At 67.4% G+C, this 24,091-nt stretch carries 21 protein-coding genes and 3 tRNA genes; 9 read left to right on the top strand and 15 right to left on the bottom strand.

Annotation, left to right across the window (positions count from 1 at the left end):
• A partial coding sequence (locus V7D28_RS01670; protein ID WP_333585616.1) for an AbgT family transporter occupies nucleotides 1-365 on the top strand: 365 nt, incomplete at its 5' end.
• 66 nt (nucleotides 366-431) lie between these two features.
• Nucleotides 432-508 (top strand) — tRNA-Asp (locus V7D28_RS01665).
• Between the two features lie 51 nt (nucleotides 509-559).
• Here V7D28_RS01665 and V7D28_RS01660 read toward each other — a convergent pair.
• From V7D28_RS01660 to clpX, 6 genes are all read right to left on the bottom strand, one after another.
• Nucleotides 560-1,651: a glutathione S-transferase family protein gene (locus V7D28_RS01660; RefSeq protein WP_333585615.1), complete on the bottom strand. Its 1,092-nt coding sequence runs from the start codon at nucleotides 1,649-1,651 to the stop codon at nucleotides 560-562.
• A gap of 77 nt (nucleotides 1,652-1,728) precedes the next feature.
• Nucleotides 1,729-2,643, bottom strand: coding sequence for an aldo/keto reductase (locus V7D28_RS01655; protein WP_333585614.1), 915 nt, complete (start codon nucleotides 2,641-2,643; stop codon nucleotides 1,729-1,731).
• A 47-nt stretch (nucleotides 2,644-2,690) separates the two neighbouring features.
• Nucleotides 2,691-2,767: transfer RNA gene (locus V7D28_RS01650), tRNA-Val, on the bottom strand.
• A 170-nt stretch (nucleotides 2,768-2,937) separates the two neighbouring features.
• On the bottom strand, nucleotides 2,938-3,213 hold the full coding sequence (locus V7D28_RS01645) for an HU family DNA-binding protein (RefSeq protein ID WP_333585613.1): 276 nt from the start codon (nucleotides 3,211-3,213) through the stop codon (nucleotides 2,938-2,940).
• A 164-nt stretch (nucleotides 3,214-3,377) separates the two neighbouring features.
• Entirely contained in the window at nucleotides 3,378-5,774 is a 2,397-nt protein-coding gene (lon, locus tag V7D28_RS01640; protein WP_333585612.1) for an endopeptidase La, read from the bottom strand.
• A gap of 226 nt (nucleotides 5,775-6,000) precedes the next feature.
• Nucleotides 6,001-7,263 (bottom strand): ATP-dependent Clp protease ATP-binding subunit ClpX, encoded by a 1,263-nt coding sequence (gene clpX, locus V7D28_RS01635; protein ID WP_333585611.1) that lies wholly within the window; start codon nucleotides 7,261-7,263, stop codon nucleotides 6,001-6,003.
• A 369-nt stretch (nucleotides 7,264-7,632) separates the two neighbouring features.
• On the opposite strand from clpX, the gene V7D28_RS01630 reads away from it, so the two are divergent.
• Nucleotides 7,633-8,253 carry an HAD-IB family hydrolase gene (locus V7D28_RS01630; protein ID WP_333585610.1) on the top strand — a complete coding sequence of 207 codons (621 nt, stop codon included), beginning with the start codon at nucleotides 7,633-7,635 and terminating at the stop codon, nucleotides 8,251-8,253.
• Between the two features lie 105 nt (nucleotides 8,254-8,358).
• Here the strand turns inward: V7D28_RS01630 and V7D28_RS01625 are convergent, their stop codons facing one another.
• From V7D28_RS01625 to V7D28_RS01595, 7 genes are all read right to left on the bottom strand, one after another.
• A complete protein-coding gene (locus V7D28_RS01625; RefSeq protein ID WP_333585609.1) occupies nucleotides 8,359-8,973 on the bottom strand; it encodes an ATP-dependent Clp protease proteolytic subunit in 615 nt (204 codons plus the stop codon).
• A 203-nt stretch (nucleotides 8,974-9,176) separates the two neighbouring features.
• Nucleotides 9,177-10,535, bottom strand: coding sequence for a trigger factor (gene tig / locus V7D28_RS01620; RefSeq protein WP_333585617.1), 1,359 nt, complete (start codon nucleotides 10,533-10,535; stop codon nucleotides 9,177-9,179).
• 143 nt (nucleotides 10,536-10,678) lie between these two features.
• A tRNA-Leu gene (locus V7D28_RS01615) sits at nucleotides 10,679-10,763 on the bottom strand.
• Between the two features lie 46 nt (nucleotides 10,764-10,809).
• The gene (locus V7D28_RS01610; RefSeq protein ID WP_333585608.1) at nucleotides 10,810-11,445 is read right to left on the bottom strand and encodes a LysE family translocator; all 636 of its coding nucleotides are present in this window, start codon (nucleotides 11,443-11,445) and stop codon (nucleotides 10,810-10,812) included.
• Between the two features lie 252 nt (nucleotides 11,446-11,697).
• Nucleotides 11,698-13,143, bottom strand: a complete 1,446-nt coding sequence (locus V7D28_RS01605; RefSeq protein ID WP_333585607.1) for an NAD(P)H-hydrate dehydratase — start codon at nucleotides 13,141-13,143, stop codon at nucleotides 11,698-11,700.
• Nucleotides 13,144-13,154: 11 nt separating this feature from the next.
• Nucleotides 13,155-13,724 carry a histidine phosphatase family protein gene (locus V7D28_RS01600; RefSeq protein ID WP_333585606.1) on the bottom strand — a complete coding sequence of 190 codons (570 nt, stop codon included), beginning with the start codon at nucleotides 13,722-13,724 and terminating at the stop codon, nucleotides 13,155-13,157.
• 5 nt (nucleotides 13,725-13,729) lie between these two features.
• Nucleotides 13,730-15,265, bottom strand: coding sequence for an acetyl-CoA acetyltransferase (locus V7D28_RS01595; RefSeq protein ID WP_333585605.1), 1,536 nt, complete (start codon nucleotides 15,263-15,265; stop codon nucleotides 13,730-13,732).
• 239 nt (nucleotides 15,266-15,504) lie between these two features.
• Here V7D28_RS01595 and V7D28_RS01590 point away from each other — a divergent pair, with 239 nt between their 5' ends.
• The 6 genes from V7D28_RS01590 to V7D28_RS01565 all read left to right on the top strand — a co-directional run bounded on the left by V7D28_RS01590 (nucleotide 15,505) and on the right by V7D28_RS01565 (nucleotide 23,278).
• Nucleotides 15,505-15,843: a P-II family nitrogen regulator gene (locus V7D28_RS01590; RefSeq protein ID WP_333585604.1), complete on the top strand. Its 339-nt coding sequence runs from the start codon at nucleotides 15,505-15,507 to the stop codon at nucleotides 15,841-15,843.
• Nucleotides 15,844-15,876: 33 nt separating this feature from the next.
• Nucleotides 15,877-17,286, top strand: a complete 1,410-nt coding sequence (gene glnA, locus V7D28_RS01585) for a type I glutamate--ammonia ligase (RefSeq protein ID WP_333585603.1) — start codon at nucleotides 15,877-15,879, stop codon at nucleotides 17,284-17,286.
• Nucleotides 17,287-17,424: 138 nt separating this feature from the next.
• Nucleotides 17,425-19,500, top strand: a complete 2,076-nt coding sequence (gene parE / locus V7D28_RS01580) for a DNA topoisomerase IV subunit B (protein WP_333585602.1) — start codon at nucleotides 17,425-17,427, stop codon at nucleotides 19,498-19,500.
• A 164-nt stretch (nucleotides 19,501-19,664) separates the two neighbouring features.
• Nucleotides 19,665-21,209, top strand: a complete 1,545-nt coding sequence (locus V7D28_RS01575; protein ID WP_333585601.1) for a DEAD/DEAH box helicase — start codon at nucleotides 19,665-19,667, stop codon at nucleotides 21,207-21,209.
• Nucleotides 21,210-21,345: 136 nt separating this feature from the next.
• Entirely contained in the window at nucleotides 21,346-22,401 is a 1,056-nt protein-coding gene (locus V7D28_RS01570; protein ID WP_333585600.1) for a GGDEF domain-containing protein, read from the top strand.
• A 76-nt stretch (nucleotides 22,402-22,477) separates the two neighbouring features.
• Entirely contained in the window at nucleotides 22,478-23,278 is an 801-nt protein-coding gene (locus V7D28_RS01565) for an enoyl-CoA hydratase/isomerase (protein WP_333585599.1), read from the top strand.
• A gap of 30 nt (nucleotides 23,279-23,308) precedes the next feature.
• On the opposite strand, the gene V7D28_RS01560 is transcribed toward V7D28_RS01565, so the two are convergent.
• Both V7D28_RS01560 and V7D28_RS01555 read right to left on the bottom strand, forming a co-directional pair.
• A complete protein-coding gene (locus V7D28_RS01560; RefSeq protein ID WP_333585598.1) occupies nucleotides 23,309-23,716 on the bottom strand; it encodes a HesB/IscA family protein in 408 nt (135 codons plus the stop codon).
• 15 nt (nucleotides 23,717-23,731) lie between these two features.
• Complete coding sequence (locus V7D28_RS01555; protein WP_333585597.1) at nucleotides 23,732-24,088, bottom strand: SUF system Fe-S cluster assembly protein; 357 nt, start codon at nucleotides 24,086-24,088, stop codon at nucleotides 23,732-23,734.
• Nucleotides 24,089-24,091: the final 3 nt, after the last annotated feature.

The raw sequence follows: 24,091 nt of genomic DNA, 5'->3' as shown, positions 1-24,091 counted from the left end.
CCGCCGCCCTCGACATGCTGATCGGCTCGGCCTCGGCCAAGTGGGCGGCGCTGGCACCGGTGCTGGTGCCCATGCTCATGCTGCTGGGGGTCAGCCCGGAGATGACCACGGCGGCCTATCGCATGGGGGATTCCAGCGTGAACATGGCCTCGCCGCTTATGCCCTACTTCGCCCTGGTCCTGGGCTTCTGCCAGAGATGGCGGCCGGGATTCGGCGTGGGCGGGTTGATCAGCGCCATGCTGCCCTACTCCGTGGCGATGATGAGCGCGGGCCTGATCCTCACCGGCCTCTGGGCCACATTGGAGCTTCCCCTGGGACCGCAGGCGCCTGTGCATTATTCGCCGCCGACGGCGATTAGCCGATGATCGGCTGTTGACACGATTCCGAGCCGGACCTATCAGACGCGCCTCGCGGCGACGCGAGACCCATCAGCGGGTGTAGCTCAGTTGGTTAGAGCGCCGGCCTGTCACGCCGGAGGTCGCGGGTTCGAGCCCCGTCACTCGCGCCATGGTGTTTCCACCATGGCGCTCCGCCGATCCCCGATGATCCGCATCTGACATCATCCCTTCTGCATCGCTCCCGCCGCCTCGGCCTCACCGGGGCTGAGCTTCAGCGCCTCCCAGAAGCCCGCCGGCTCCAGGATCGGACGCAGGCCTTCCCGGTCGGCGGGGGCAAGCTCGGCGAACATCACCTTCAGCCAGGTCCAGCAGCGCGCCGTATAGGGTCGCGCGATGCTGGCGAACCGCTGGCCGGCCAGATCGAATTCGCATCTCAGCTCACCCTGGGCATGGGCCTGGGCCGTGGCGGTCATCATGGCGCGGAAGCCGCGACCCGCCAGCTCCACCAGGCGCGCCACGGCGTGGGAGGGCGCAGAGCCCCCGCCCCACTCGCCCTCATGCCCGGAGAGGTCATCCACATACTGGACCCACTGATAGGTCCGCACCGCCTCCGTCCGCATGAGCCCCGACGGGGTCGGGTCGATGGCGAACTGCGAGAGCATGCCATAGAGCGCGAAGTCGGCGATGGAGGGGCGCTGCCCGAACAGGAAGAGCTGGACGGGGATCATCTCCTCCAGGATTTCCAGCAGGGTCATGAACTCGGCCTGCAGGGCGGCGTGGGTCGCCAGATCACCCCCGCCGATGAAATTGCGGACCCCTTGCTGGCGCGCGGTGAACCGGTTGATGGCGGCCTCGAGTTCGGCCTCAGGGACCGGCCCCAGCCAGCCGCTCATCTGCCGCCGGGCGCAGAAGGCGACGTCCGCCTCCGAGGTCCAGCGGAAGGCCATCAGGATGACGGCCAGCCACTCGTCGGCGAAATCCTCGATCAGTCGCGCCAGGAACCTCTCGGCCGGCGACGGCGGCAGCACGCTTGGCCCGTCGTGCAGGTCCTCAAGCTCATGAATGATGGGGGTCGAATCCGTCCAGGCCGCCCCGTCGGGATAGACCACCACCGGAACCATCCGCTTGCCGAAGGCGCCCAGGCCGCCGACGTGTCCTGTCCCGTCGAATCCGCCCAGGGGGATGGTCCAGTCGTGGGCGATGCGTCGATAGCGCATGACCGCCCGCACCTTGTGGGAATAGGGCGAGCCCGGTCCCGCCAGGATCCGGTAGCGCCCGGGTCGGGCCATCAGTTGAGCTTTTTCGAAGATCACGCCATTCCTCCCGCCGATCAACTATCGACACGATGAATGACAATAGCGGGCGATCGGGCCTGGGAAAGGGCGAATGCTCAGCCTTGCTGGGCAAGGCCGATCTGTTCGGCCAGGTCGGGGGGCAAGGCCTGGCCGGAGGCGGCCGCATTGGCCTCCAGATGGGCGCGGCGGGTGGTCCCCACCACCGCGGCGCTCACCCCGGGGTGGCTCAGCACATAGGCGAGACTGGCCTGGGCGGCGCTCATCCGGGGATCGTGGCGCAGGAAGCCCAGCCGTCTTGCCAGGCGCACCTCCTGCCGATGGTTCTTGAGCGCCCGGGCGGCGTACCAGAGGTCCCGAAGACCGCGCAGCTTGGCGAGCTGGCCGTCCACATGGCCCATGGCCAGCGGCATGCCCGCCAGCACGCCCTTGCCCCGGGCGGCGGCGCGCTCAATCGCCGCCGCCCGCTCCGGGCGGAGGACATTGTAATCCAGCATCACCACATCCAGGCTCGGCGCGGCGATGATGGCCTCGATCACGCCAGGGTCGAAGCTGTTGGCCCCGAAGGCGCGCACGAGGCCGCGACGGCGCAGGCGCTCCAGGGCTTCGAACAGGTCATCGTTCAGCTCCGCACGGGCTGGGCCGTGCAACTGGACGAGGCCAAGCTGTTCGACGCCCAGGCGGCGAAGACTGGCCTCCACGCTGGCCACGAGGGCCGGCGGCGAGAAGTCCCGTCCCGTGCGGCCGCCGCCGGCATGGAAGGTGCCCGCCTTGGTGGCCACCACCACCCGGTCGAGGTCGCGGCCCCTCAGGGCCCGGCCCAGCCGGGGCTCGGCCTCGCCGCGGGAATAGCCGGGCGCGGTGTCGAACAGGGTGACGCCCAGGTCCAGGGCGCGGTGCACGAGTCCCACGGCCTCGGCCTCGGGAAACCGCCGCAGCCCCCAGTAGCTGGCGGCGCCGAACCCGATCTCGGAAACCGTCAGGCCCGTTCGGCCCAGGGGGCGATAGCGCATGACAGTCCCTGCGTCGTGATGGCTCTGCGTCGTGAGGCCTAGAGGCGTGGTGGGCGGCGAGGGGTTCGAACCCCCGACCCCCTGGGTGTAAACCAGGTGCTCTGACCAGCTGAGCTAGCCGCCCTTCGCGCCTCCTATTAGAGGGTCAGGGCGCAGATAGACACTGCGACCGCGCAGAAATTTGGCGAGGGCCAAGCCGGCCGAAGAGCCCTTCCCGCCCAAGCCCGCCAGACGAACAAAGGGCGGCCGCATTGGCGACCGCCCCCCCTATTCGAATCGCTCACCCCGGTGCGATCAGCTGTTCAGGGCGTTCTTCAGACCCTCGCCGACCTTGAACCGCGCCGTCTGTGACGCCGGCCGCTGAACGCTCTCGCCGGTCCGCGGATTGCGCGCAGTGCCCGCCGCCCGCTTGACGGGCACGAAGCTCCCGAAGCCCACCAGACGGACTTCCTGCCCGCCCTTGAGCGAGCCCGTGACGGAGCCAATGAACGCTTCGAGGGCGTCCTTCGCCTGGGCCTTGGTGATGCCCGCCTTCTCGGACATCTCCGCGACCAATTCTGCCTTGGTCATTCCTGGTTTCCTCTCCCTGCCTTTTTCTGTTTTGCGCGAAGGTCCGGCAGCGTCTTTTTCACCTTCGCGTCACGCGATTATGCGGGGTTCAGGACCAGCGTCAAACAAAGGAGCGACGCAGGTTTCCCTGCGCCGCTCCCAACTGTTCAAGACGTGACCGAAGTTCAGTGAGTCATGATCGGCTCAGGCTCGGCGTCGTCCGCCGGCGCAGGCGGAGCCGCGGCCGTCTCCGACCATTCGATCGGCTCGGGCGCGCGGGTCAGGGCATGGCCCAGCACCTGGTCCATGGTGTTGACCGGGATGATCTCCAGAGACTCCTTCACCTTGGCCGGAATGTCGGCCAGGTCCTTCTCGTTCTCCTCGGGAATCAGCACGGTCTTGACGCCTGAGCGCAGCGCCGCGAGCAGCTTTTCCTTCAGACCGCCGATGGCCGTCACCCGGCCCCGCAGGGTGACCTCGCCGGTCATGGCGATGTCCTTGCGAATGGGAATGCCGGTCAGCACTGAGACGATGGCCGTCGCCATGGCCGCGCCGGCGGACGGGCCGTCCTTGGGCGTGGCGCCGTCGGGCACGTGGATGTGCACGTCCGTACGCTCAAACACCGGCGGTTCGATGCCGAACTGGGCCGAGCGGCTGCGGACGTAGGAGTTGGCCGCCGAGATCGACTCCTTCATGACATCCTTCAGATTGCCGGTGACCGTCATGCGGCCCTTGCCCGGCATCTTCACCGCCTCGATGGTCAGGATGTCGCCGCCGAAGTCCGTATAGGCCAGGCCGGTGATGATGCCGACCTGGTCTTCGGCGTCAGTCTCGCCATAGCGGTACTTGCGCACCCCGGCGTACTTGGCCAGGCGTTCGGCGTCGATGGTGATGGCGCTCAGGCTCTCACGCGCCAGGTCCCGCACCGTCTTGCGCGCCAGATTGCCCAGCTCGCGCTCGAGCGAACGGACCCCGGCTTCCCGCGTATAGTAGCGGATCAGATCGCGAATGGTCTCTTCCGGCACGATGAACTCGGTCGGCTTGAGGCCATGGTCCTTGGTGAGCTTGGGCAGGACGTGGCGCTTGGCGATCTCGACCTTCTCGTCCTCGGTATAGCCGGGGATGCGGATGATCTCCATGCGGTCCAGCAGAGGCTGGGGCATGTTGAGCGAGTTGGCCGTGGTCACGAACATGACCGGCGACAGGTCGTAGTCCACCTCCAGATAGTGGTCGGCGAAGGTGGAGTTCTGCGACGGGTCCAGCACCTCAAGCAGGGCCGAGGCCGGGTCGCCGCGATAGTCAGCGCCCATCTTGTCGATCTCGTCCAGCAGGAAGAAGGCGTTGGTGGTCTTGGCCTTCTTCATCGACTGGATGATCTTGCCGGGCATGGAGCCGATATAGGTCCGGCGGTGACCGCGGATCTCGGCCTCGTCGCGCACGCCGCCCAGGGAGACCCGGACGAATTCGCGGCTGGTGGCCTTGGCGATGGACTTGCCCAGAGAGGTCTTGCCCACGCCGGGAGGTCCCACCAGGCAGAGGATCGGCCCCTTCAGCGAACCGGTCCTGGCCTGCACGGCCAGATACTCCAGGATGCGCTCCTTGACCTTGTCCAGACCATAGTGGTCCTCGTCCAAGATCGCTTCAGCCTTGGCGAGGTCGATGGGGCGCTGCTTGGCCTTGCCCCACGGGATGGACAGCAGCCAGTCCAGATAGTTCCGCACGACGGTGGATTCCGCCGACATGGGGCTCATCTGGCGCAGCTTCTTCAGTTCGGCCTCCGCCTTGGTGCGGGCCTCCTTGGACAGCTTGGCCTTCTTGATGCGCTTCTCCAGCTCATTGAGCTCGTCGCGCGTGTCGTCCTGTTCGCCCAGCTCGCGCTGGATCGCCTTCATCTGCTCGTTCAGATAATATTCGCGCTGCGTCTTCTCCATCTGACGCTTCACGCGGTTGCGGATCTTCTTTTCGGTCTGCATGACCGAGATCTCGCCCTCCATGAGGGCGTAGACCTTCTCCAGCCGCTTCACGACGTCGAAGATTTCCAGCAGGGCCTGCTTCTCGCTGATCTTCACCGACAGGTGAGAGGCGACGCGGTCGGCCAGCTCCCCGGGGTTTTCGATCTGCGGCATGGCCGCCAGCGCCTCGGGCGGAACCTTCTTGTTCAGCTTCACATAGTTTTCGAACTGCTCGATCACCGCGCGCGACAGGGCCTCGGCCTCGGCCGAGGCCAGGCCATCCTCGGCGAGGGGCGCGATGTCGGCCTCGTAATAGTCCGCCTGGGCGGTGTAGCGGGCGACGCCGGCGCGGCTCTTGCCCTCCACCAGCACCTTCACGGTGCCGTCGGGCAGCTTCAGCAGCTGAAGAATGGTGGCGACGACGCCGACCTCATAGATGGCGATGGGCGCCGGGTCGTCATCGTCCTTGTCCTTCTGGGTGAGCAGAAGGATTTCCTTGCCCTCGTTGCGCATGGCCTCTTCCAGGGCGCGCACGGACTTCTCGCGCCCGACAAAGAGGGGCACCGGCTGATGCGGAAAGACGACGATGTCGCGCAGCGGCAGGACAGGTAGGGTCTTGGTCTCGGACATGATGCTCTTCACTCCCGGTCGGCCCCCTTGAACGGTAAGCGAGGCTCGACCCACGGGCCGCGGTTACATCAGACGATGCGCCTGAGTCGGACGGCCCGTCCGCCAAAACGGCGGCGTTTTCATATCATTTATGTGGACGCTCCGGCCGCGGGTTCAAGCGGCGCCGCAGCGTCAGCACCCATCATGTCTTCGGCGCCGCAACACAGTTTCGTGCGGCCAGGGCCGCTCAGGCGGCTCCGCCTTTGTCCCGGCGCTCGGCATAGATGATCAGCGGCTGGGCCCGGCCCTCGACGACCTCGGCGTTCACCACCACCTCTTCGACCCCGTCATAGGTGGGCAGCTCGTACATGGTGTCGAGCAGGATGCCCTCCAGGATGGAGCGCAGTCCCCGGGCGCCGGTCTTGCGGGAGATGGCCTTGCGGGCCACCGCATTGAGCGCATCGTCGGTGAAGGTCAGGCCGACATTCTCCATGTCGAACAGACGCTGATACTGCTTGATGAAGGCGTTCTTGGGCTCGGTCAGGATCTTGACCAGGGCCTCTTCGTCCAGATCGTCCAGGGTGGCGATCACCGGCAGACGGCCGATGAACTCCGGGATCAGGCCGAAGCGCTGCAGGTCGTCGGGCTCCACTTGGCGCAGGACCTCGCCCGTGCGCCGCTCGTCGGGATCGGCCACCTTGGCGCCGAAGCCGATGGAGGTCCCCTGCCCGCGCGCCGAGATGATCTTGTCCAGGCCCGCGAAGGCGCCGCCGCAGATGAACAGGATGTTGGTGGTGTCCACCTGCAGGAATTCCTGCTGGGGATGCTTGCGGCCGCCCTGGGGCGGCACCGAGGCCACCGTGCCTTCCATGATCTTCAGCAGGGCCTGCTGCACCCCTTCGCCCGACACGTCGCGGGTGATCGAGGGGTTGTCGGACTTGCGGCTGATCTTGTCGACCTCGTCGATATAGACGATGCCGCGCTGCGCCCGCTCCACATTGTAGTCGGCCGACTGAAGCAGCTTCAGGATGATGTTTTCGACGTCCTCACCCACATAGCCGGCCTCGGTCAGGGTGGTGGCGTCGGCCACGGTGAAGGGCACGTCGATGATGCGGGCCAGCGTCTGGGCCAGCAGGGTCTTACCCGTGCCGGTGGGCCCGATCAGCATGATGTTGGCCTTGCCCAGCTCCACGTCGTTGTTCTTCGTGGCGTGGTTCAGGCGCTTGTAGTGGTTATGGACCGCCACCGAGAGGACCTTCTTGGCGTGGTCCTGGCCGATCACATAGTCGTCGAGCACCTCGCGGATTTCCCGCGGGGTGGGCACGCCATCCTTCGACTTCACGAAGGAGATCTTGTGCTCCTCACGGATGATATCCATGCAGAGCTCGACGCATTCATCGCAGATGAAGACCGTCGGACCGGCGATCAGCTTGCGGACCTCATGCTGGCTCTTTCCGCAGAAGGAGCAGTACAGCGTGCTCTTGGAGTCCCCGCTCGCGGCCTTGGTCATGGTTCAGTCTCACTCTCTGGACGACGGCTCGGACCATCGCCTGGGCGCAGGCGGCGATCTCCCGCCATCCTTGCAGGATACGCGCCGGGGGTTGTCTAATCCTTGACATTCCCCGATCCGGAGCCGGATCACAAGCCTCGGTTGGGCGCCGCACACAGCGGCGCATCGGCTCTGCGTGGCGCGCAATTTCGAATCTCTAGATGGGATTGTATCGAACTGGCGCAAGTCGACGAAGCCGGACCTTTCCCCCAAAGGCCGGCGCGTGGCTCAGCTTGAGCGGGGGTTCGGCCCGAAATTCGCAAGGCGGGCCGATCGGAGAAGCGTGATGTTGAGACTGCGTTATTTCGGCGCATCTGGAGCTTGGGGGCCATGATCGACGATCCTGCTGAGGAAACGGGCGTCGTCGCCTTCGATTTCGACGGGACGCTGACCACCCGCGACAGCTTCACCACCTTTCTGAAGTGGCGTGCGGGCTCGGCCCGCTATGCGCAAGGCATGCGGCGTCTTGCGCCGGCGGCGGCCGGCTATCTGTTCCATCGCAACCGCGGACGCTTGAAGGCGGCCGCCGCGCGGGAGTTTCTGAAGGGCGTGCCGCGGGAGCGGCTCGAGGCGGACGCCCGCGCCTTCGCCGAAACCTTCGCGCCTCGACTGCTGCGGCCCGACGCGCTGAGAACCTGGCGGCGGTGGCGCGAGCGGCGGGCGACCCTGGTGATCGTGACCGCCTCGCCGGACCTGATTGTCCAGCCCTTCGCCCGCGGCCTGGGCGCCGACCTGCTGATCGGCACGCGCCTGGCCTTCGACGACCAGGACCGCGTCACCGGCGCCTTCGACAGTCGCAACTGCCGCGGACCTGAAAAGGTGACCCGCCTGCAGGCGCAGTTTGGCCCGGACCTTCGCCTGCGGGCGGCCTATGGCGACACCAGCGGCGATCGGGAAATGCTGAAGATCGCCGAAGAGACCGGCTATCGCGTCTTCCGGGAGAGCCCGTGATTCGCGAGCGCGCCGAGCCCAATAGCGCACAATAGATAAGCGCGGCCCATTGATCGGAAGGGCCGCGCCAGGTTCGTATCGGCTCAGGAGCCGCGACCTGTGGGATCAGTCCTCGGCGCGGCGCTCATAGACGTGATCGACGAGGCCCCAGGCCTTGGCTTCCTCGGCGGTCATGAAGTGGTCGCGGTCCAGGGTCTTCTCCACCACCTCGACGGGCTGGCCCGTGTGCTTGGCGTAAAGTTCGTTGAGGCGCCGCTTGGTCTTCAGGATGTCCTCAGCGTGGCGCTGAATGTCGGTGGCCTTGCCCGAATAGCCGCCCGAGGGCTGGTGGACCATGATCCGCGCATTGGGCAGAGAAATCCGCTGGCCCTTCTCCCCGGCCATGAGCAGGAACGAGCCCATGGAGGCGGCCATGCCCAGGCAGACCGTGGAGATCGGGCTCTTGATGTATTGCATGGTGTCGTAGATCGCCAGGCCGGAGGTCACGATCCCGCCGGGCGAGTTGATGTACATGGAGATCTCCTTCTTGGGATTCTCCGATTCCAGGTACAGCAGCTGGGCGCAGATCAGCGCCGACATCCCGTCTTCCACCGGCCCGTTCAGGAAGATGATCCGCTCCTTCAGCAGGCGCGAGAAGATGTCGAAGGCCCGTTCGCCGCGGCTGGTCTGCTCGACCACCATGGGCACGAGGTTGAGCGCGGTGGTCACATGGTCACGCATAAGCTTGAAAGCCCTTCTCGTTGGGCGACCGAGTCGATCGCCGCCGTCCCTTCCGATATCGCGTCTGCGTCGGCCGGTTGCAAGGCGACCCTCGGGCGCCGGCCCTTTCGGAAGCCCTAAAATGAATGATCCCGACGCCGCCTGCAGGCCACGCCGGGATCATGGGTCACATCATCGCGCCCGATGGGCGCGGCGCGCAAGCCTTACTCGCCATAGCCCTCGGGCAGGTCGTCCTCGGCCATCAGCTCGTCCTTGCTGACGTCCTTGTCCTCGACCTTGGCCTTTTCGATGATCAGATCGACGACCTTGTCCTCGAAGATGGGCGCGCGGAGCTGGGCCTGGGCGTTGGGGTTCTGACGGAACATGTCGAACACCTGCTGGGCCTGGGGACCATAGCGCATGGCCTCCTGGCGCATGGCCTCCAGCAGTTCCTGGTCGGTCACCTGGACATTGTTGACCCGGCCGATCTCGGCCAGGACGAGGCCCAGGCGCACCCGGCGCTCGGCGATCTTGCGGTATTCGGTCTGCAGCTGGTCGTCGCTCTTTTCGGCGTCTTCCGGCGGCAGGGCGCCACGTTCCTTGTCCTGCTGGACCTGCGACCAGATGGCGGCGAACTCGGCCTCCACCATGCGCGGGGGCAGCGGGAAGTCGTGCTGGCTGTCCAGGGCGTCCAGCAGGGCGCGCTTGAGCTTGAAGCGCGAGGCGCCGGAATACTGCTGCTCGATATTGGTGCGCAGCAGCTCCTTGAGCTTGTCCAGGTTCTCGATGCCGAGCTTTTCGGCGAAGGCGTCGTCCACGGTGGTCTCCACCGGGGCGGAGACGGCCTTCACCTTGACCTCGAATTCGGCTTCCTTGCCGGCCAGATGGGCGGCCTGGTAGTCCTCGGGGAAGGTGACCTTGACCACCACGTCGCTGTCGGGCTTGGCGCCCACCAGTTGCTCTTCAAAGCCCGGGATGAACTGGCCCGAGCCCAGGACCAGATCGGCGTCCTCGGCCGAACCGCCCTCGAAGGCCTCGCCGTCGATCTTGCCGACGAAATCGATGGTGACCTGATCGCCGTCCTTGGCCTTGACGGTCTTGCCGGTGCGCGGCTCGAAGCTGCGCTGCTGCTTGGCGAGCTCGGCCAGGGCCTCGTCCACCTCGTCGTCGCCGGGCTTATAGACCGGGCGCGACAGCTCCAGGGTGGCGGGATCGACCGGATCGAACTCCGGCATGATCTCCAGGGAGATCTCGAAGGCCAGGTCGGCCTTGCCCTCGACCACCTCGCCCAGGTCGCCCTCGGGCTTCAGGTCAGGCTCGCCGGCGGGGCGCAGCTTATTGTCCTCAAGCACCTTCTGGGTGGTCTCGGAGATGGTCTGTTCGACCACTTCGGCCATCAGAGCCTTGCCGTGCACCCGACGCACATGGGCCGGCGGCACCTTGCCGGGCCGGAATCCCTTGATGTTCAGCTGAGGGGTGATCTCGGTGATGCGGGCTTCGAGGCGTTCGGCCAGGTCGGCGGCCGGGACGGTGACGCCATAGACGCGGCTGAGGCCTTCACCAGACTTTTCAACGATCTGCATCGACATTCTTGCTTCCGGACCGGAGCGCTTGCGCCGCGCTTTTTCAAGGTCCGCCTTGGGGTGAAACGGGAAGCGCCGCCTACGTCGAGGCGGCGAGAGGGCGCCCTTATGTCACGGGCGCCCCGGCCGTCCAAGTGCAAAGGTGGTGCGGGCGAGAGGACTCGAACCTCCACGCCTTGCGGCGCTGGAACCTAAATCCAGTGCGTCTACCAGTTCCGCCACGCCCGCTGAGCGCGCCTGCCATCGACGCTTTGGCCGGCGCCGTCAAGGCCGCTCAGCCCGCCCCCCTCAGATCGCCCAGCAGGTCGGCGAGAACCGGAACCGTCGACAGGGCCAGCAAGCCAGCCATGGTCCAGTTGAACACCCGCAGGGCTCCCGGCCTCTGAAGCAGGCGCCGCAAGCCCACGCCAAAGCCGGTCCAGGCCGCCACACAGGGCAGGTTCACCAGGCCGAACACCCCGGCGACCACGGCCACGCCCGCCAGGGGACGTCCCGGGGGCAGATAGGCCGCCAGCGCCCCCACCGCCATGACCCAGGCCTTGGGGTTCACCCACTGGAAGGCGGCGGCCTGAAGGAAGGTGAAGGGCCGCCCCTCCCCCGCCCCGGCCTCGGGTCCGCCACGGGCCTGGCCGATCTTCCAGGCCAGCCAGAGAAGGTAGGCGACGCCAGCGGCCTTGAGGACGGTGTGGGCCTGCGGCCAGGCTTCGAACAGCCCCCCGAGCCCCAGGCCCACACAGGCCACCAGAAACATGAAGCCCAGGGCCACCCCGGCCAGGTGCGGCAACGTCCGCACAAAGCCGTAATTTGCGCCCGAGGCCATCAGCATGGCGTTGTTGGGGCCAGGGGTGATGGAGGAGACAAGGGCGAACAGGGCGAGGCCTGCCAGGAGCTGGGGTGTGAAGCTGCTCATTCTCGGATCTCGGCGATCCGGCCCGGCGCCCGGGGGCCTCCCCGGCGCAGAGGCCGGGGGTTGAAGGACGCGCCCCTTATGAGGCGGCGTCCTCTGTCAGGTCCCGGCGGCGCTCACGGCGCGCGACATGATCCTTCCGGCGGCTACCGGGACGATCAGGGCTGCGGCGGCGAGCAGGCGCATGGGTAATCCTTCAGGGACAGTCAGCCTCCTACCATCGGGAAGGCCCGGGCGCCACCGGCCGGCGCCCCCTCAGACGCTGAGATAGAGCCTGCGCAGCACGGCGGGCGTCAGGCCCGGAAGGTCCTCTGCGATCAGGCCTGGCCCATGGGCGGCGCCGGCCTCCCCATGGATATAGACCGCCGCGCAGGCGGCCTCGAAGCTGTCCATGCCCTGGGCCACCAGGCCTGCGATCAGTCCGGCCAGCACGTCGCCGCTGCCGGCCGTGGCCAGCCAGGGCGATCCGTTGAGGTTCACCGCGCACCGCCCGTCCGGCGCGCAGACCACCGTATCGGGGCCCTTCAGCAACACCACCGCGTCCGCCTGGGCCGCAGCCTGACGCACGGCGGTGATCCGCTCCGGCGCGGACTCCAGCAGGCCGGGAAACAGCCGGCCGAACTCTCCCACATGGGGCGTGAGCACATCGTCCCGGTCCAGGACGGAGAACAGTTCTTCCGGATCATCCCGGAAGACGGTGATGGCGTCGGCGTCCAGGATAAGGGCCGCGCCCGTGCGGGCGAGCGCCATGACGTGGCTGAGCGTCGTCTCATTGACGCCGGCCGCCGGGCCGATCACGGCGGCGTCCACATCGGCGGCCAGGGCCTCGAGCTCGGCCTCGCTCTCAAATCCCTTGAGCATGACCGCCTCCAGATGGGCGGCGTTGACGGCCAGGGCGTCGGGGAGCGAGAGCACGGTCACCAGGCCCGCCCCGATCCGCAGGCCCGCGCGGGCCGCCAGCCGGGCGGCCCCGGTGCTGGTCATCGGCCCGCTGACCACCACCATGCGCCCGCGGGCATGCTTGTGCGAGGCCGCCGACGGCCAGGGAAAGCGGCTCAGCCACAGGCCAGGCTCGTTCTCGAAGAGCCGGGTCTCCACCTCGCCCAGTCCGATATCGGCCACCACCACCTCGCCGCAGCGGCCGCGCCCGGGTTCGAGCACGTGGGCGGGCTTGCGCGCCTGGAAGGTCACGGTGAGCGCCGCGCGCGCGCAGGCGCCGAGCGGCTGCCCCGTATCGCCGGGCAGGCCCGAGGGCAGATCGACGGCGACCACGCGGTCGGCCTGGGCGGCCAGCTGGGCGGCCAGGCGGGCGGCCTCCCCGCTGAGCGGCCGGGCGAAACCGGCGCCGAACAGGGCGTCCACATAGAGGGCTGCGTCCGGCAGGTCGTCCGAGGCGGCCATCGGGCCGTCCCAGAGCGCCGCCATGGCCTTGGCCGAAGCGGTGGCGGGCGGGGCAAGGGCGCTCACTGTGACCGGCCATCCCGCCTCGGCCAGCCGCCGGGCGATCACATAGCCGTCCCCGCCATTGTCGCCGGGACCGCAGAGAACCAGCACCGGGCCAAGTGGGAAACGGGCGAGGATGGCGTCGGCCACCGCCCCCCCGGCGCGCTCCATGAGGGTCAGGGCCGGCGTCCCGGCGGCGACGGCGGCGCGATCGGCGGCCGACATCTCGGCCACCGTGAGAATGGGCCTGGGCGTCATGATCGGCTCGCTCAGAGGACGCCGGTGGCGGCTTCGCGCCCACGCTCGACCAGAACCAGCCGCTGACCGTCCGTCTCCAGGGTGGTGATCGAGGTGTGGTCGGGGCGGAAAGAGACCACCCGGTCGTCCTGCGCCAGGTGGGACAACACCGCATTGATGGCCACGAAGTGACTGAAGACCGCCGTATCCCCCCGGCTCAGCAGGGCGCGGGCGATGGACCCTCGCCACGCATCGTAGTCGAGGTCGCCCGGAATATCCTGCCAGCGACCCTGGAAGGCATCGCGCAGCCAAGCGGGCCTGGCCTCGGCGGCCAGGGCCGCCGGCGTGGGAATCTCGCCCACCGCCGGATCGATCTCGATCTCCACCCCCAGGGCCTGCGCCGTCGGCATGGCCGTTTCGCGACAGCGGGCCAGGGGCGAGGACACCACCCGGCGGGGCCGATGCTCCGCCGGCAAGGCCAGCAGCACGTCCCGGGCCGCGCGGGCCTGGGCGGCGCCGGTCTCATCCAACCCCGGATCATCGTCATGGCCGCCCCAGGTGGCGGCGGGCTTACCGTGGCGGATCAGATAGAGACGGGGCATGGGGATCAGTCCGGAATGAAGAGGTTTCGCTGGCCTTCGGGGGCGGGACCGACCCTACCCCGCCGGCCCACCGATTCCACAGCCTCCAGGCCGTGCAATGTCTCGGGGTCGGCTGGGGTATGGGCCACGAACCGGCGATCGGCCTCGTCGCGGCCCACGACGATGCCCATGAGATAGCCTTCGCGACCATGCACGACAGTATAGGTCTCGATCACCGCCCGGCCGTCGGGGTTTTCGATGATCTCCGGGTGCGGCAGGGCGTCGATCTGGCGCTGGAGGACAGCGGGATCTTCCCGTTCGAACGGACGATCCGGCGCGTGCGTGGAATAGACGCCCGTGGACTGCTTGGTCAGGAACCAGCCATTGGCCGTGATCAGGCCGTAGTCGCCGCGGTTGGCCCGCAGACGCCGCATCAGAGCGCCGATGGAATGCATGGCGTAGTTGTTCCCCGGTCCCCCGAAATAGGGCAGCCCCCCCGTCAGGGTCAGACCTCGACGGTCATCCAGCGACAGGCCCAGCTCCTCGGCGCCGATCTCCACGGCCACGGGAAAGCAGGAATAGAGGTCCACATGGCCGATTTCGTCCAGGCTGATCCCGGCCATCTCCAGCGCCCGCTGGCCGGTGAGGCGCATGGCCGGGCTGGAGTGGAAGTCCTGACGCTCCAGGGGATACCAGAGATCGGCCGCGTCGGCGCAGCCGTGCAGATAGACCAGCCGGTCTTCGGCCACGCCCAGGGCCCGCGCCTTGGCCAGGCTGGTCACCAGGACGGCGGCGGACTGATCCACATCCATGATGGCGTTGAGGTACTTGGTGTAGGGGAATCCCACCATCCGGTTGCGCTCGGTGACGGTGATCAGTTCCTCGGCGGTTCGGGCGATCGGGAACCAGGCGTCCCGGTTCTGAGCCGCCACCTCGGTGAAGGGGGCGAACAGGGCGCCGAGGCGCTTCTGGTGATCGGCGATGGCGCGGCCGTCCCGGGCGCGCAGGGCGTTTTCGAACAGGGGATAGACATTGATCGGCCGACCGAGCCCATGGCGCGCCTCATAGGGCGTCACGCCGGGACGGGGATCGCCGATGCGCTCTGGCGGCGGAAGATCCTGCGGCTCCTGCCAGTCGTCGAAGCCGAGACCTCGGGTCAGGCGCTTGGTGGCCGAGCCCAGGAATTCACAGCCGACGGCCAGGGCGAACTCGGTCTCGCCCCGGGCCACCCGCTCGCAGAGGATGTTGACCAGCTGCTGGGGCGTGTTGCCGCCCATATGGCTATAGACCTGCCAGCGGGGCGCGGCGCCCAGGGTTCGGGCGAGGCTGGCCGGCGGATTGGCGCTGTGCGGCGTGGGCCGGCCGCCGCCCGGGGCGTCCACCGTGAAGCCCACCACCGCCAGGCTGTCGATCCCGGCCAGGTGCTCAGCGGTCAGGCCGGCGTCCTGAGCCGCCGCAAGCGCCGCAATCTTCAGCAGTTTCGTCGGCGAGGGAGAGTCCTGCGGTTCGCCGCGATAGGTGAATTGGCCCGCTCCGATCAAGACAGGGGTCTTGTCGTCCATGTCCTCGCCTCCTCCCGCTCATTGTTGCGACGATCCTAGGGGCGGATGGCGGCGTCACAAGGGCGATTTCCGCACCGCACAATCCGCAGGCGCCTGCTGACTATTTGTTGTGCAACAGGCGAAATCGGCTAGACCTCCGGCGACGCCGCGTCGAGAGCCTCTTGTGGCCGCGCGCCCAGCCGTGCTCCGTCCCCTCGACCCGCCGGGGCGACGGCGCGTTCTGTGACAGTGAAGGCCCCATGAAGAAGATCGAAGCCGTCATCAAACCCTTCAAGCTGGACGAGGTGAAGGAGGCCCTGCAGGAGCTGGGCGTCCAGGGCATGACCGTCCTCGAGGCCAAGGGTTATGGCCGGCAAAAGGGCCATACTGAGCTTTATCGCGGCGCCGAGTACGTCGTGGACTTCCTGCCGAAGATCAAGATCGAGGTCGTCGTAGCCGACGACCAGCTCGACGCGGCGCTGGAAGCCATCACCGGCGCGGCGCGCACCGGCCGCATCGGGGACGGAAAGATCTTCGTCTCCGAGGTCATCGACGTCCTGCGTATCCGCACCGGGGAAACCGGCGCGGCGGCGGTCTGACATCCACTCCAAAGAGCGAGTTAGGGGATAATAATGAGCACGGCCAAAGACATCCTGGCGATGATCAAGGAAAAGGACGTCAAGTATGTCGACGTCCGCTTCACCGATATCCGCGGGAAGCTGCAGCACGTCACCTTCGACATCGATCTGGTCGATGACGACTTCCTGAACGACGGCACCATGTTCGACGGTTCGTCCATCTCGGGCTGGAAGGCGATCAACGAGTCCGACATGAAGCTGCGTCCGGATCTGGACTCGGCCTATATCGACCCCTTCTACCAGCAGACCACCCTGTGCCTGTTCTGCGACGTCCTGAACCCCGACACCAACACCCCCTATAACCGCGACCCGCGCAGCATCGCCAAGGCGGCGCTGAACTATGTGAAGTCGGCGGGCATCGGCGACACCGTCTATTTCGGTCCCGAGGCCGAGTTCTTCATCTTCGACGACGTGCGCTGGTCCACGGCCGGCCACAACACCGGCTACGCCTTCGACTCCACCGAACTGCCGGTGAACTCCTCCAAGGAATATGCCGAGGGCAATATGGGCCACCGCCCGGGGCCCAAGGGCGGCTACTTCCCGGTCAATCCGGTGGACTCCGGCCAGGATCTGCGCGGCGAAATGCTGGCGGTCATGGGCGAGTTGGGCATGCAGCCCGAAAAGCACCACCACGAGGTGGCGCCGGCCCAGCACGAACTCGGCCTGAAGTTCGCCGACCTGCTGACCATGGCCGACCGGATGCAGCTCTATAAGTACGTGATCCACAATGTGGCCGCGGCTTACGGCAAGTCCGCCACCTTCATGGCCAAGCCGATGTTCGGCGACAACGGCTCGGGCATGCACGTCCACCAGTCGATCTGGAAGGACGGCCAGCCCATGTTCGCCGGCGACAAGTATGCCGGCCTGTCGCAGGAATGCCTGTGGTACATCGGCGGCATCATCAAGCACGCCAAGGCCATCAACGCCTTCGCCAACTCCACCACCAACAGCTACAAGCGCCTGGTGCCCGGCTACGAAGCTCCGGTGAAGCTGGCCTATTCCTCGCGCAACCGCTCGGCCTCCATCCGCATCCCGCACGTGGACAGCCCCAAGGCCAAGCGCATCGAGGCCCGCTTCCCCGATCCGATGGGCAACCCCTATCTGACCTTCGTGGCCCTGCTGATGGCCGGCCTCGACGGGATCGAGAACAAGATCGATCCGGGTCCGGCCATGGACAAGAACCTCTACGACCTGCCGCCGCGCGAGCAGAAGAAGGTCCCGGAGGTCTGCGGCTCGCTGCGCGAGGCCCTCGAGAGCCTCGACAAGGACCGCGCCTTCCTCAAGAAGGGCGGCGTCATGGATGACGACTTCATCGACGGCTATATCGAGCTGAAGATGGAAGAGGTCATGCGGCTGCAACTGCATCCGCACCCCGTCGAATTCGACATGTACTACAAGTGCTAAGCCCCAGCGCTTAGAGCGATCCGGAAAGGGCCGCAGCGCTTGCTGCGGCCCTTTTTCCGTTCAGACCCGGCCGCATTGATTTGTCCGCCGCTGCGATTCATACCGGGCGCTTCCGAATCGCCCCAGCTTCCGAGCCCGATGTCCAAGGCCCCCCCGCAAGCCTCCCTGTTCGACGACGCCCTGAACCCGGCGCCGGCCGCACCGCTCGCCCAGTCGCACGAGCCCCGGCCCTCCCCGCCGCCGGCCGAAAAGGCCAGCGCCGCGCCGGCTGGAGCGCCCGCAGGCGGCTATTCGGCCAAGGACATCGAGGTCCTGGAAGGTCTTGAGCCGGTGCGCAAGCGGCCGGGCATGTACATCGGCGGCACGGACGAACGGGCGCTGCATCACCTCTTCGCCGAGGTGCTGGACAACGCCATGGACGAGGCCGTGGCCGGCCACGCCAAGTTCATCGAGGTGAGCCTGGACGCCGAGGGCTATCTGACCGTCAAGGACGACGGCCGCGGCATCCCCGTGGACCCACACCCCAAACATCCAGGAAAGTCGGCCCTGGAAGTGATCATGACGGTCCTCCATTCCGGCGGAAAATTCTCCGGCAAGGCCTACGAGACCTCCGGCGGCCTGCACGGGGTGGGCGTCTCGGTGGTCAATGCGCTGTCGGAGCTGGTGGAAGTCACCGCCTGGAAGGACGGGTTCGAGTGGCGCCAGGCTTTCGCCCGCGGCAAGCCGCTGGGATCCATCGAGAAGGGCCAGCCCACCCGCAAGCACGGCACGGCCATCCGCTTCCTGCCCGACCCGCAGATCTTTGGCGACGGCTGCGCCTTCAAGCCGGCGCGCCTCTACCGGATGGCCCGGTCCAAGGCCTACCTGTTCGGCGGGGTGGAGATTCGCTGGAAATGCGACCCTGCCCGCATACACGACCAGACCCCGCCCGAGGCCGTCTTCCGCTTTCCCAACGGTCTGGCCGACTATCTGGCCGAGCAGGTTCAGAACATCGAGACCGTCACCCCCGAACCCTTCGCCGGCCGCTTCGAGCGCCAGGGCGAGGCGGGGGCGGTGGAATGGGCGATCACCTGGACCCCCGAAGGCTTCGGCGAGGCCGACGGCTTCATCCGCTCCTACTGCAACACCGTGCCCACCCCCGAAGGCGGCACCCATGAGGCGGGCCTCCGCGCCGCCCTGACCCGCGGCCTGAAGGCCTATGCGGAGCTGACCAATGAGAAACGGGGCGGGCTGATCACCGCCGAGGACGTCATCGCCCAGGCCGGCGTCCTGGTGAGCGTCTTCATCAAGAACCCCGAATTCCAGGGTCAGACCAAGGAGCGGCTCTCCACCGCCGAGGCTCAGCGCCTGGTGGAAGGCGCCCTGCGCGATCCCTTCGACCACTGGCTGACCGCCCAGCCCAAGGCCGCCAACGCCTTGCTGGCCTTCGTCATCGAGCGCGCCGAAGAACGGCTGAAGCGCCGCAAGGACCGGGAGGTCTCCCGCGCCAGCGCGACCCGCAAGCTGCGCCTGCCGGGCAAGCTGGCCGACTGCGCCATTCAGGCCGCCGACGGAACTGAGCTTTTCCTGGTGGAGGGCGATTCGGCCGGCGGCTCGGCCAAGCAGGCCCGCGACCGCAAGACCCAGGCCATCCTGCCCCTGCGCGGCAAGATACTGAACGTCGCCTCGGCCGGGGCCGACAAGCTGGTCGCCAACAAGGAGCTGAGCGACCTGCTGCTGGCCCTGGGCGTGCAGCCGGGCTCCAAGTTCCGCGAGGAAGACCTGCGCTATGAGCGCATCGTGATCATGACCGACGCCGATGTCGACGGCGCCCACATCGCCTCGCTCCTGATCACCTTCTTCTATCGCACCATGCCCAACCTGATCCGCGCGGGGCGGCTCTATCTGGCCCTGCCCCCGCTCTACCGGCTGAGCCACGGGGGAAAGACCATCTACGCGCGGGACGACGCCCATCGGACCGAGCTGCTGGCCACCGAGTTCAAGGGCAAGAAGCCGGAGATCGGTCGCTTCAAGGGCCTGGGCGAGATGATGCCCGCCCAGCTCAAGGAAACCACCATGGACCCGGCCCGCCGCACCCTGGCGCGGGTGACCCTGCCCCGGTCCGAAGAAGCTGTGGCCGATCTGGTGGAAGCCCTGATGGGCCGCCGTGCTGAGCTTCGCTTCCGCTTCATTCAGGAGAATGCGGAGTTCGCCATGGATGATCTCGACGTCTGAACGTGTGCCGCGATCCTGAAAATTGAGGAGGGATTGCGGCCGACTTGGTCCTTCGCGCGTTGACTTGAAAGCGCTTCGGCCTATGTTCCGCCGCGCGCGTCGATCACGTCGCGCCTGACGATCTGTGGCGCGCGCGCAGCGCCCTGATCCTACCTAGCCAATGAATGACTGAATTCTCACATCTCGGCCTGTCGGACGCGACGCTCAAGGCCATCGTCGAAACCGGTTACACCACCGCCACGCCCATTCAGGAGCAGGCCATTCCGGTCGCCCTGGCCGGACGGGATGTCCTGGGGATCGCCCAGACCGGAACCGGTAAGACAGCCGCCTTCACGCTTCCGATGATCGACCGCCTGGCGGCCGGGCGGTCCAAGGCGCGGATGCCGCGCTCCCTGGTGATCGCCCCCACGCGGGAACTGGCCGATCAGGTCGCCTCGTCCTTCGAGCGCTACGCCAAGTATCACAAGCTGAGCTGGGCCCTGCTAATCGGCGGCGTCTCCTTCGGCGATCAGGAAGCCAAGCTCGACCGCGGGGTCGACGTGCTGATCGCCACCCCCGGCCGTCTGCTGGACCATTTCGAGCGCGGGAAGCTGCTGCTCACCGGCGTCCAGCTGCTGGTGGTCGACGAGGCCGACCGCATGCTCGACATGGGCTTCATCCCGGACATCGAGCGCATCTTCAAGCTGACGCCGCCCAAGCGCCAGGTGCTGTTCTTCTCGGCCACCATGCCGCCGGAGATCACCCGGCTCACCAAGCAGTTCCTCAACGATCCCACGCGGATCGAGGTGTCGAAGCCGGCGACCACCGCCGACACCATCACCCAATATGTGAGCGAGCTGCCGGTTTCGGACTCCAAGGCCAAGCGGGCGGCTCTGCGCGCGCTCATCGAGCGCTCCGACGTGACCAACGGCATCGTCTTCTGCAACCGCAAGACAGAAGTCGATATCGTCGCCAAGTCCCTGAAAACCCATGGCTTTGACGCTGCGGCGATTCACGGCGACCTGGACCAGGCGACGCGGATGCGGACCCTGGAGAACTTCCGCAAGGGTGAGCTCAAGCTGCTGGTGGCCTCCGATGTGGCCGCCCGCGGACTGGACATCCCGGCCGTCGGCCATGTCTTCAACTACGACGTGCCGCACCATGCCGACGACTATGTCCACCGCATCGGCCGCACCGGCCGCGCGGGCCGGACGGGTGAAGCCTTCATGATCGTCACCCCGGCCGACGCCAAGTCGCTGGACAAGGTGCTGAAGCTGATCGGCAAGACGCCCGAACAGGCGCCTCTCGACCTGGACTGGTCGTCGCTGACCGACGAAGGCCGCGGCCGTAGCCGGCGCGGCGAACCGCGCAACGCCGCCCGGGGTGGTCGACGCACCCGCAGCGAGCCGGCCTCCGAAGGCGCCGAGCGCCCCAGGCCCGAGCCCGAGGCCGAAGCTCCGGCCAAGGCCAAGCCGGCGGCCAAGGCTGAACCTGAGGCGGCGCCCGCCGAAGAGAAGCCCAAGTCCCGCGGCCGCTCCAGGCCCGCCGCAGACCGGGCCGCCTCGCGACCGGAGGCCGAACCTGCGCCCCGCCGCAGCCGCGCCGAAGCCCGCCCCGTGCGCGGCGTTCGGACGCGGGATGAGGACGAGGACGACCGCGTCGGCGTGCGCGGCTTTGGCGGCGACACCCCGGCCTTCCTGCTGCGCCCGACGCCCCTGCGCGACGAGTAGCCGACCGCCCCTGCTCGCTCCGCGGGCGAGGCTTCATGCTCAAGCTTAACGGCTCGTTTGAACCTCGTCCGTAGGATGCGTCTCGACAGACACGCCAGACGCCAGGGGGCGCGGCGGCAGGGAAGACGCAAAACTCATGTCACAGAATGTTGACGTGCGGCTCAGAGGCCCGGAGGCGTTCGATTTCGCCCGCCGCGCCGTCCAGGAGATGGAGCGGCATGGGGTTTGGCCCACCGCCGTGAATTTCGAACTCTGGGTCAACTTCCTGGCCAACCCGCAGGGCGAGCTCGGCCGCGAGATCACCCGCATTCTGGAAACCGGCACGGCCTTCACCGAGACCGTCAGCGATGAGCTGGCGGCGCGCTACCTGCCCAAGGCCAAGCTGACCGATCAGATCCGCGACACCGGCGACCAGTTGAGCCGGGAACTGGCCTCGGTTTCGGCCGCCATCAGCTCGGCGAAGCAATCCAGCGCCGACTACGGCCAGACCCTCGCCACCGCCAGCCGGTCGCTGAGCAGTTCGGCCGACCTCGACGCGCTGGCCGTGACGGTCAAGACCCTCTCCCAGGCCACCGAACGGGTGCAGCAGGAAAACGCCTCGCTGGAAAAGCGGCTGAGCGATTCCAGCAGCGAGGTGGCGCGCCTGCGCGAGCATCTGGAACTGGTCCGCCGCGAGGCCACCACCGACGGACTCACCAACCTCGCCAACCGCAAGGCCTTCGATGAAGAGCTTGAACGCGCCTGCCTGGAGGCCGAACAGTCCGGCCGCCCTGTGACCCTGGCGCTGATCGACATCGACCACTTCAAGGGCTTCAACGACACCTGGGGCCACCAGACCGGGGACCAGGTCATCCGATATGTGGCCAGCGTCATCGGCCGGGTCGGCGCCACCCCTCGCCTTGCGGCCCGCTATGGGGGCGAGGAGTTCGCCATCATCTTCCCGGACGAGGGCCGCGATGTGGCCGGCGCCGTGCTTGAAGAGATGCGCCAGGAGATCGCCTCGCGTATGCTGAAGCGTCGGTCCACCAATGAGGATCTGGGCGCCATCACCGTGTCGTCGGGTTATGCCCAGCGACGCGCAGGAGAAAGCGCTCACGCCCTCATGGAGCGGTCCGACGCGGCCCTCTACGCCTCCAAACGCGGAGGCCGGAACAGGGCCACCTGCGGGGATGGCGCGACGAAGGCCGCCTGAGCGGCCGATTGGCCCTTGGCTGACCCTAGGTCGGCTCCCCCAGGATCGCACAAAGACAAGACCCTGGAGGACGCCCGTGGCCTATCACAAGATCAAGACGAGCCAGGAGAATGGCGTGGCGGTGGTCACCCTCTCCGACCCGGCGACCCTGAACGCCGCCGGCCTCGATCTGATCGGTGAACTGGACGCGGCCATGCAGGCCTATGCCGCGCCTGACTCCGGGGTCCGCTGCGTGGTCATCACCGGCGAGGGCCGCGGCTTCTGCTCAGGCGCCAACCTGTCAGGCCGGGGCAGTTCGGAAAGCTCCGGCGAGGCCGAACCGCGGGACGCCGGCGCCGCCCTGGAAACCGTGTACAACCCGTTCGTCAGCCGGATGCGCGACTATCCGCTGCCCATCGTCACGGCTGTGAATGGTGCGGCCGCGGGCATCGGCTGTTCCATCGCGCTCATGGGCGACATCGTGGTGGCCGGCGAGAGCGGCTACTTCCTGCAGGCCTTCCGCCGCATTGGACTGGTTCCGGACGGGGGCGCCACCTATCTGCTCAGCCGGCTGGTGGGCAAGGCCCGGACCATGGAGCTGACCCTCCTGGGTGAGAAGCTGCCCGCCCGCACGGCCGTGGAATGGGGCCTGATCAATCGCTGCGTGCCCGACGCGGAACTGATGCCCACGGCGATGGAGTTGGCGCACGCCCTGGCCACCGGGCCCAAGGCTCTGGGCTATATCCGCAAGCTCGTCTGGGACGGGCTGGATGCGGCCTGGGATGAACAGCTCAAGGCCGAGCGGATCGTGCAGCGCGAGGCGGGGCGCACCGACGATTCCCGCGAAGGCGTGCTGGCCTTCCTGCAAAAGCGCCCGGCGCAATTCACCGGCCGATAGAGCGCGGCCACACGGGGGGAGACAGGCCGGTCAGGACGGTTCCTGGCCCGCCTCCGCCGGAATGATCGTGACGCTTTCCCCGCAGCCGCAGGCGTCGGTCTCGTTCGGATTGCGGAAGACGAACTTGGCCGAAAGCCGGTTCGTTTCGTAGTCGATCACCGTTCCGATGAGGAACAGCACGGCCTTGGGTTCCACCAGTATGGTGACGCCCTTGTCCTCTACCACCTCGTCCAGAGGGTCGGCGCTCTCGGCATAGTCAAGAACGTATTCCTGGCCCGCGCAACCGCCGTTCTTCACCCCGACGCGGAGGCCGGCATAAGGCTTTTCGGCGCGGGCCATGATCTCGCGGACGCGGTCGGCGGCGGCATCCGTCAGACTGACCACCTTGGGCCGTGGACGGCGGGCGCGGGGCGCAGGCGTGAGGCTGAGAGGTTCCATGGCGCTGATATGGGGTCAGAACATGTTCAGTTGAAGCTTGGCCTCGTCGGACATGCGCGAGGGATCCCACGGCGGGTCGAACACCAGGTCCACCGTGCAGGAGCGGATGCCCGGAATCTCCATGATCGCATCCTGCACCCAGCCGGGCATCTCGCCGGCCACGGGGCAGCCCGGCGCGGTCAGGGTCATGTCGATGGCCACATCCTTATCGTCCGACACATCGACCTTGTAGATGAGGCCCAGCTCATAGATGTCCACCGGGATCTCCGGGTCGAACACCGTCTTGAGCTTGTCGATCAGCTGATCGGTCAGTTGGTCCAGCTCCGCCTGGGACAGCGGCGTGGCCTCGGTGGTGGCGGGGGCGTCATCCATGGC

Origin of the sequence: Phenylobacterium sp., from assembly GCF_036723115.1 — a bacterium.
GTDB lineage: Bacteria > Pseudomonadota > Alphaproteobacteria > Caulobacterales > Caulobacteraceae > Phenylobacterium.
This window is presented reverse-complemented; position numbering and strand designations above follow the sequence as displayed.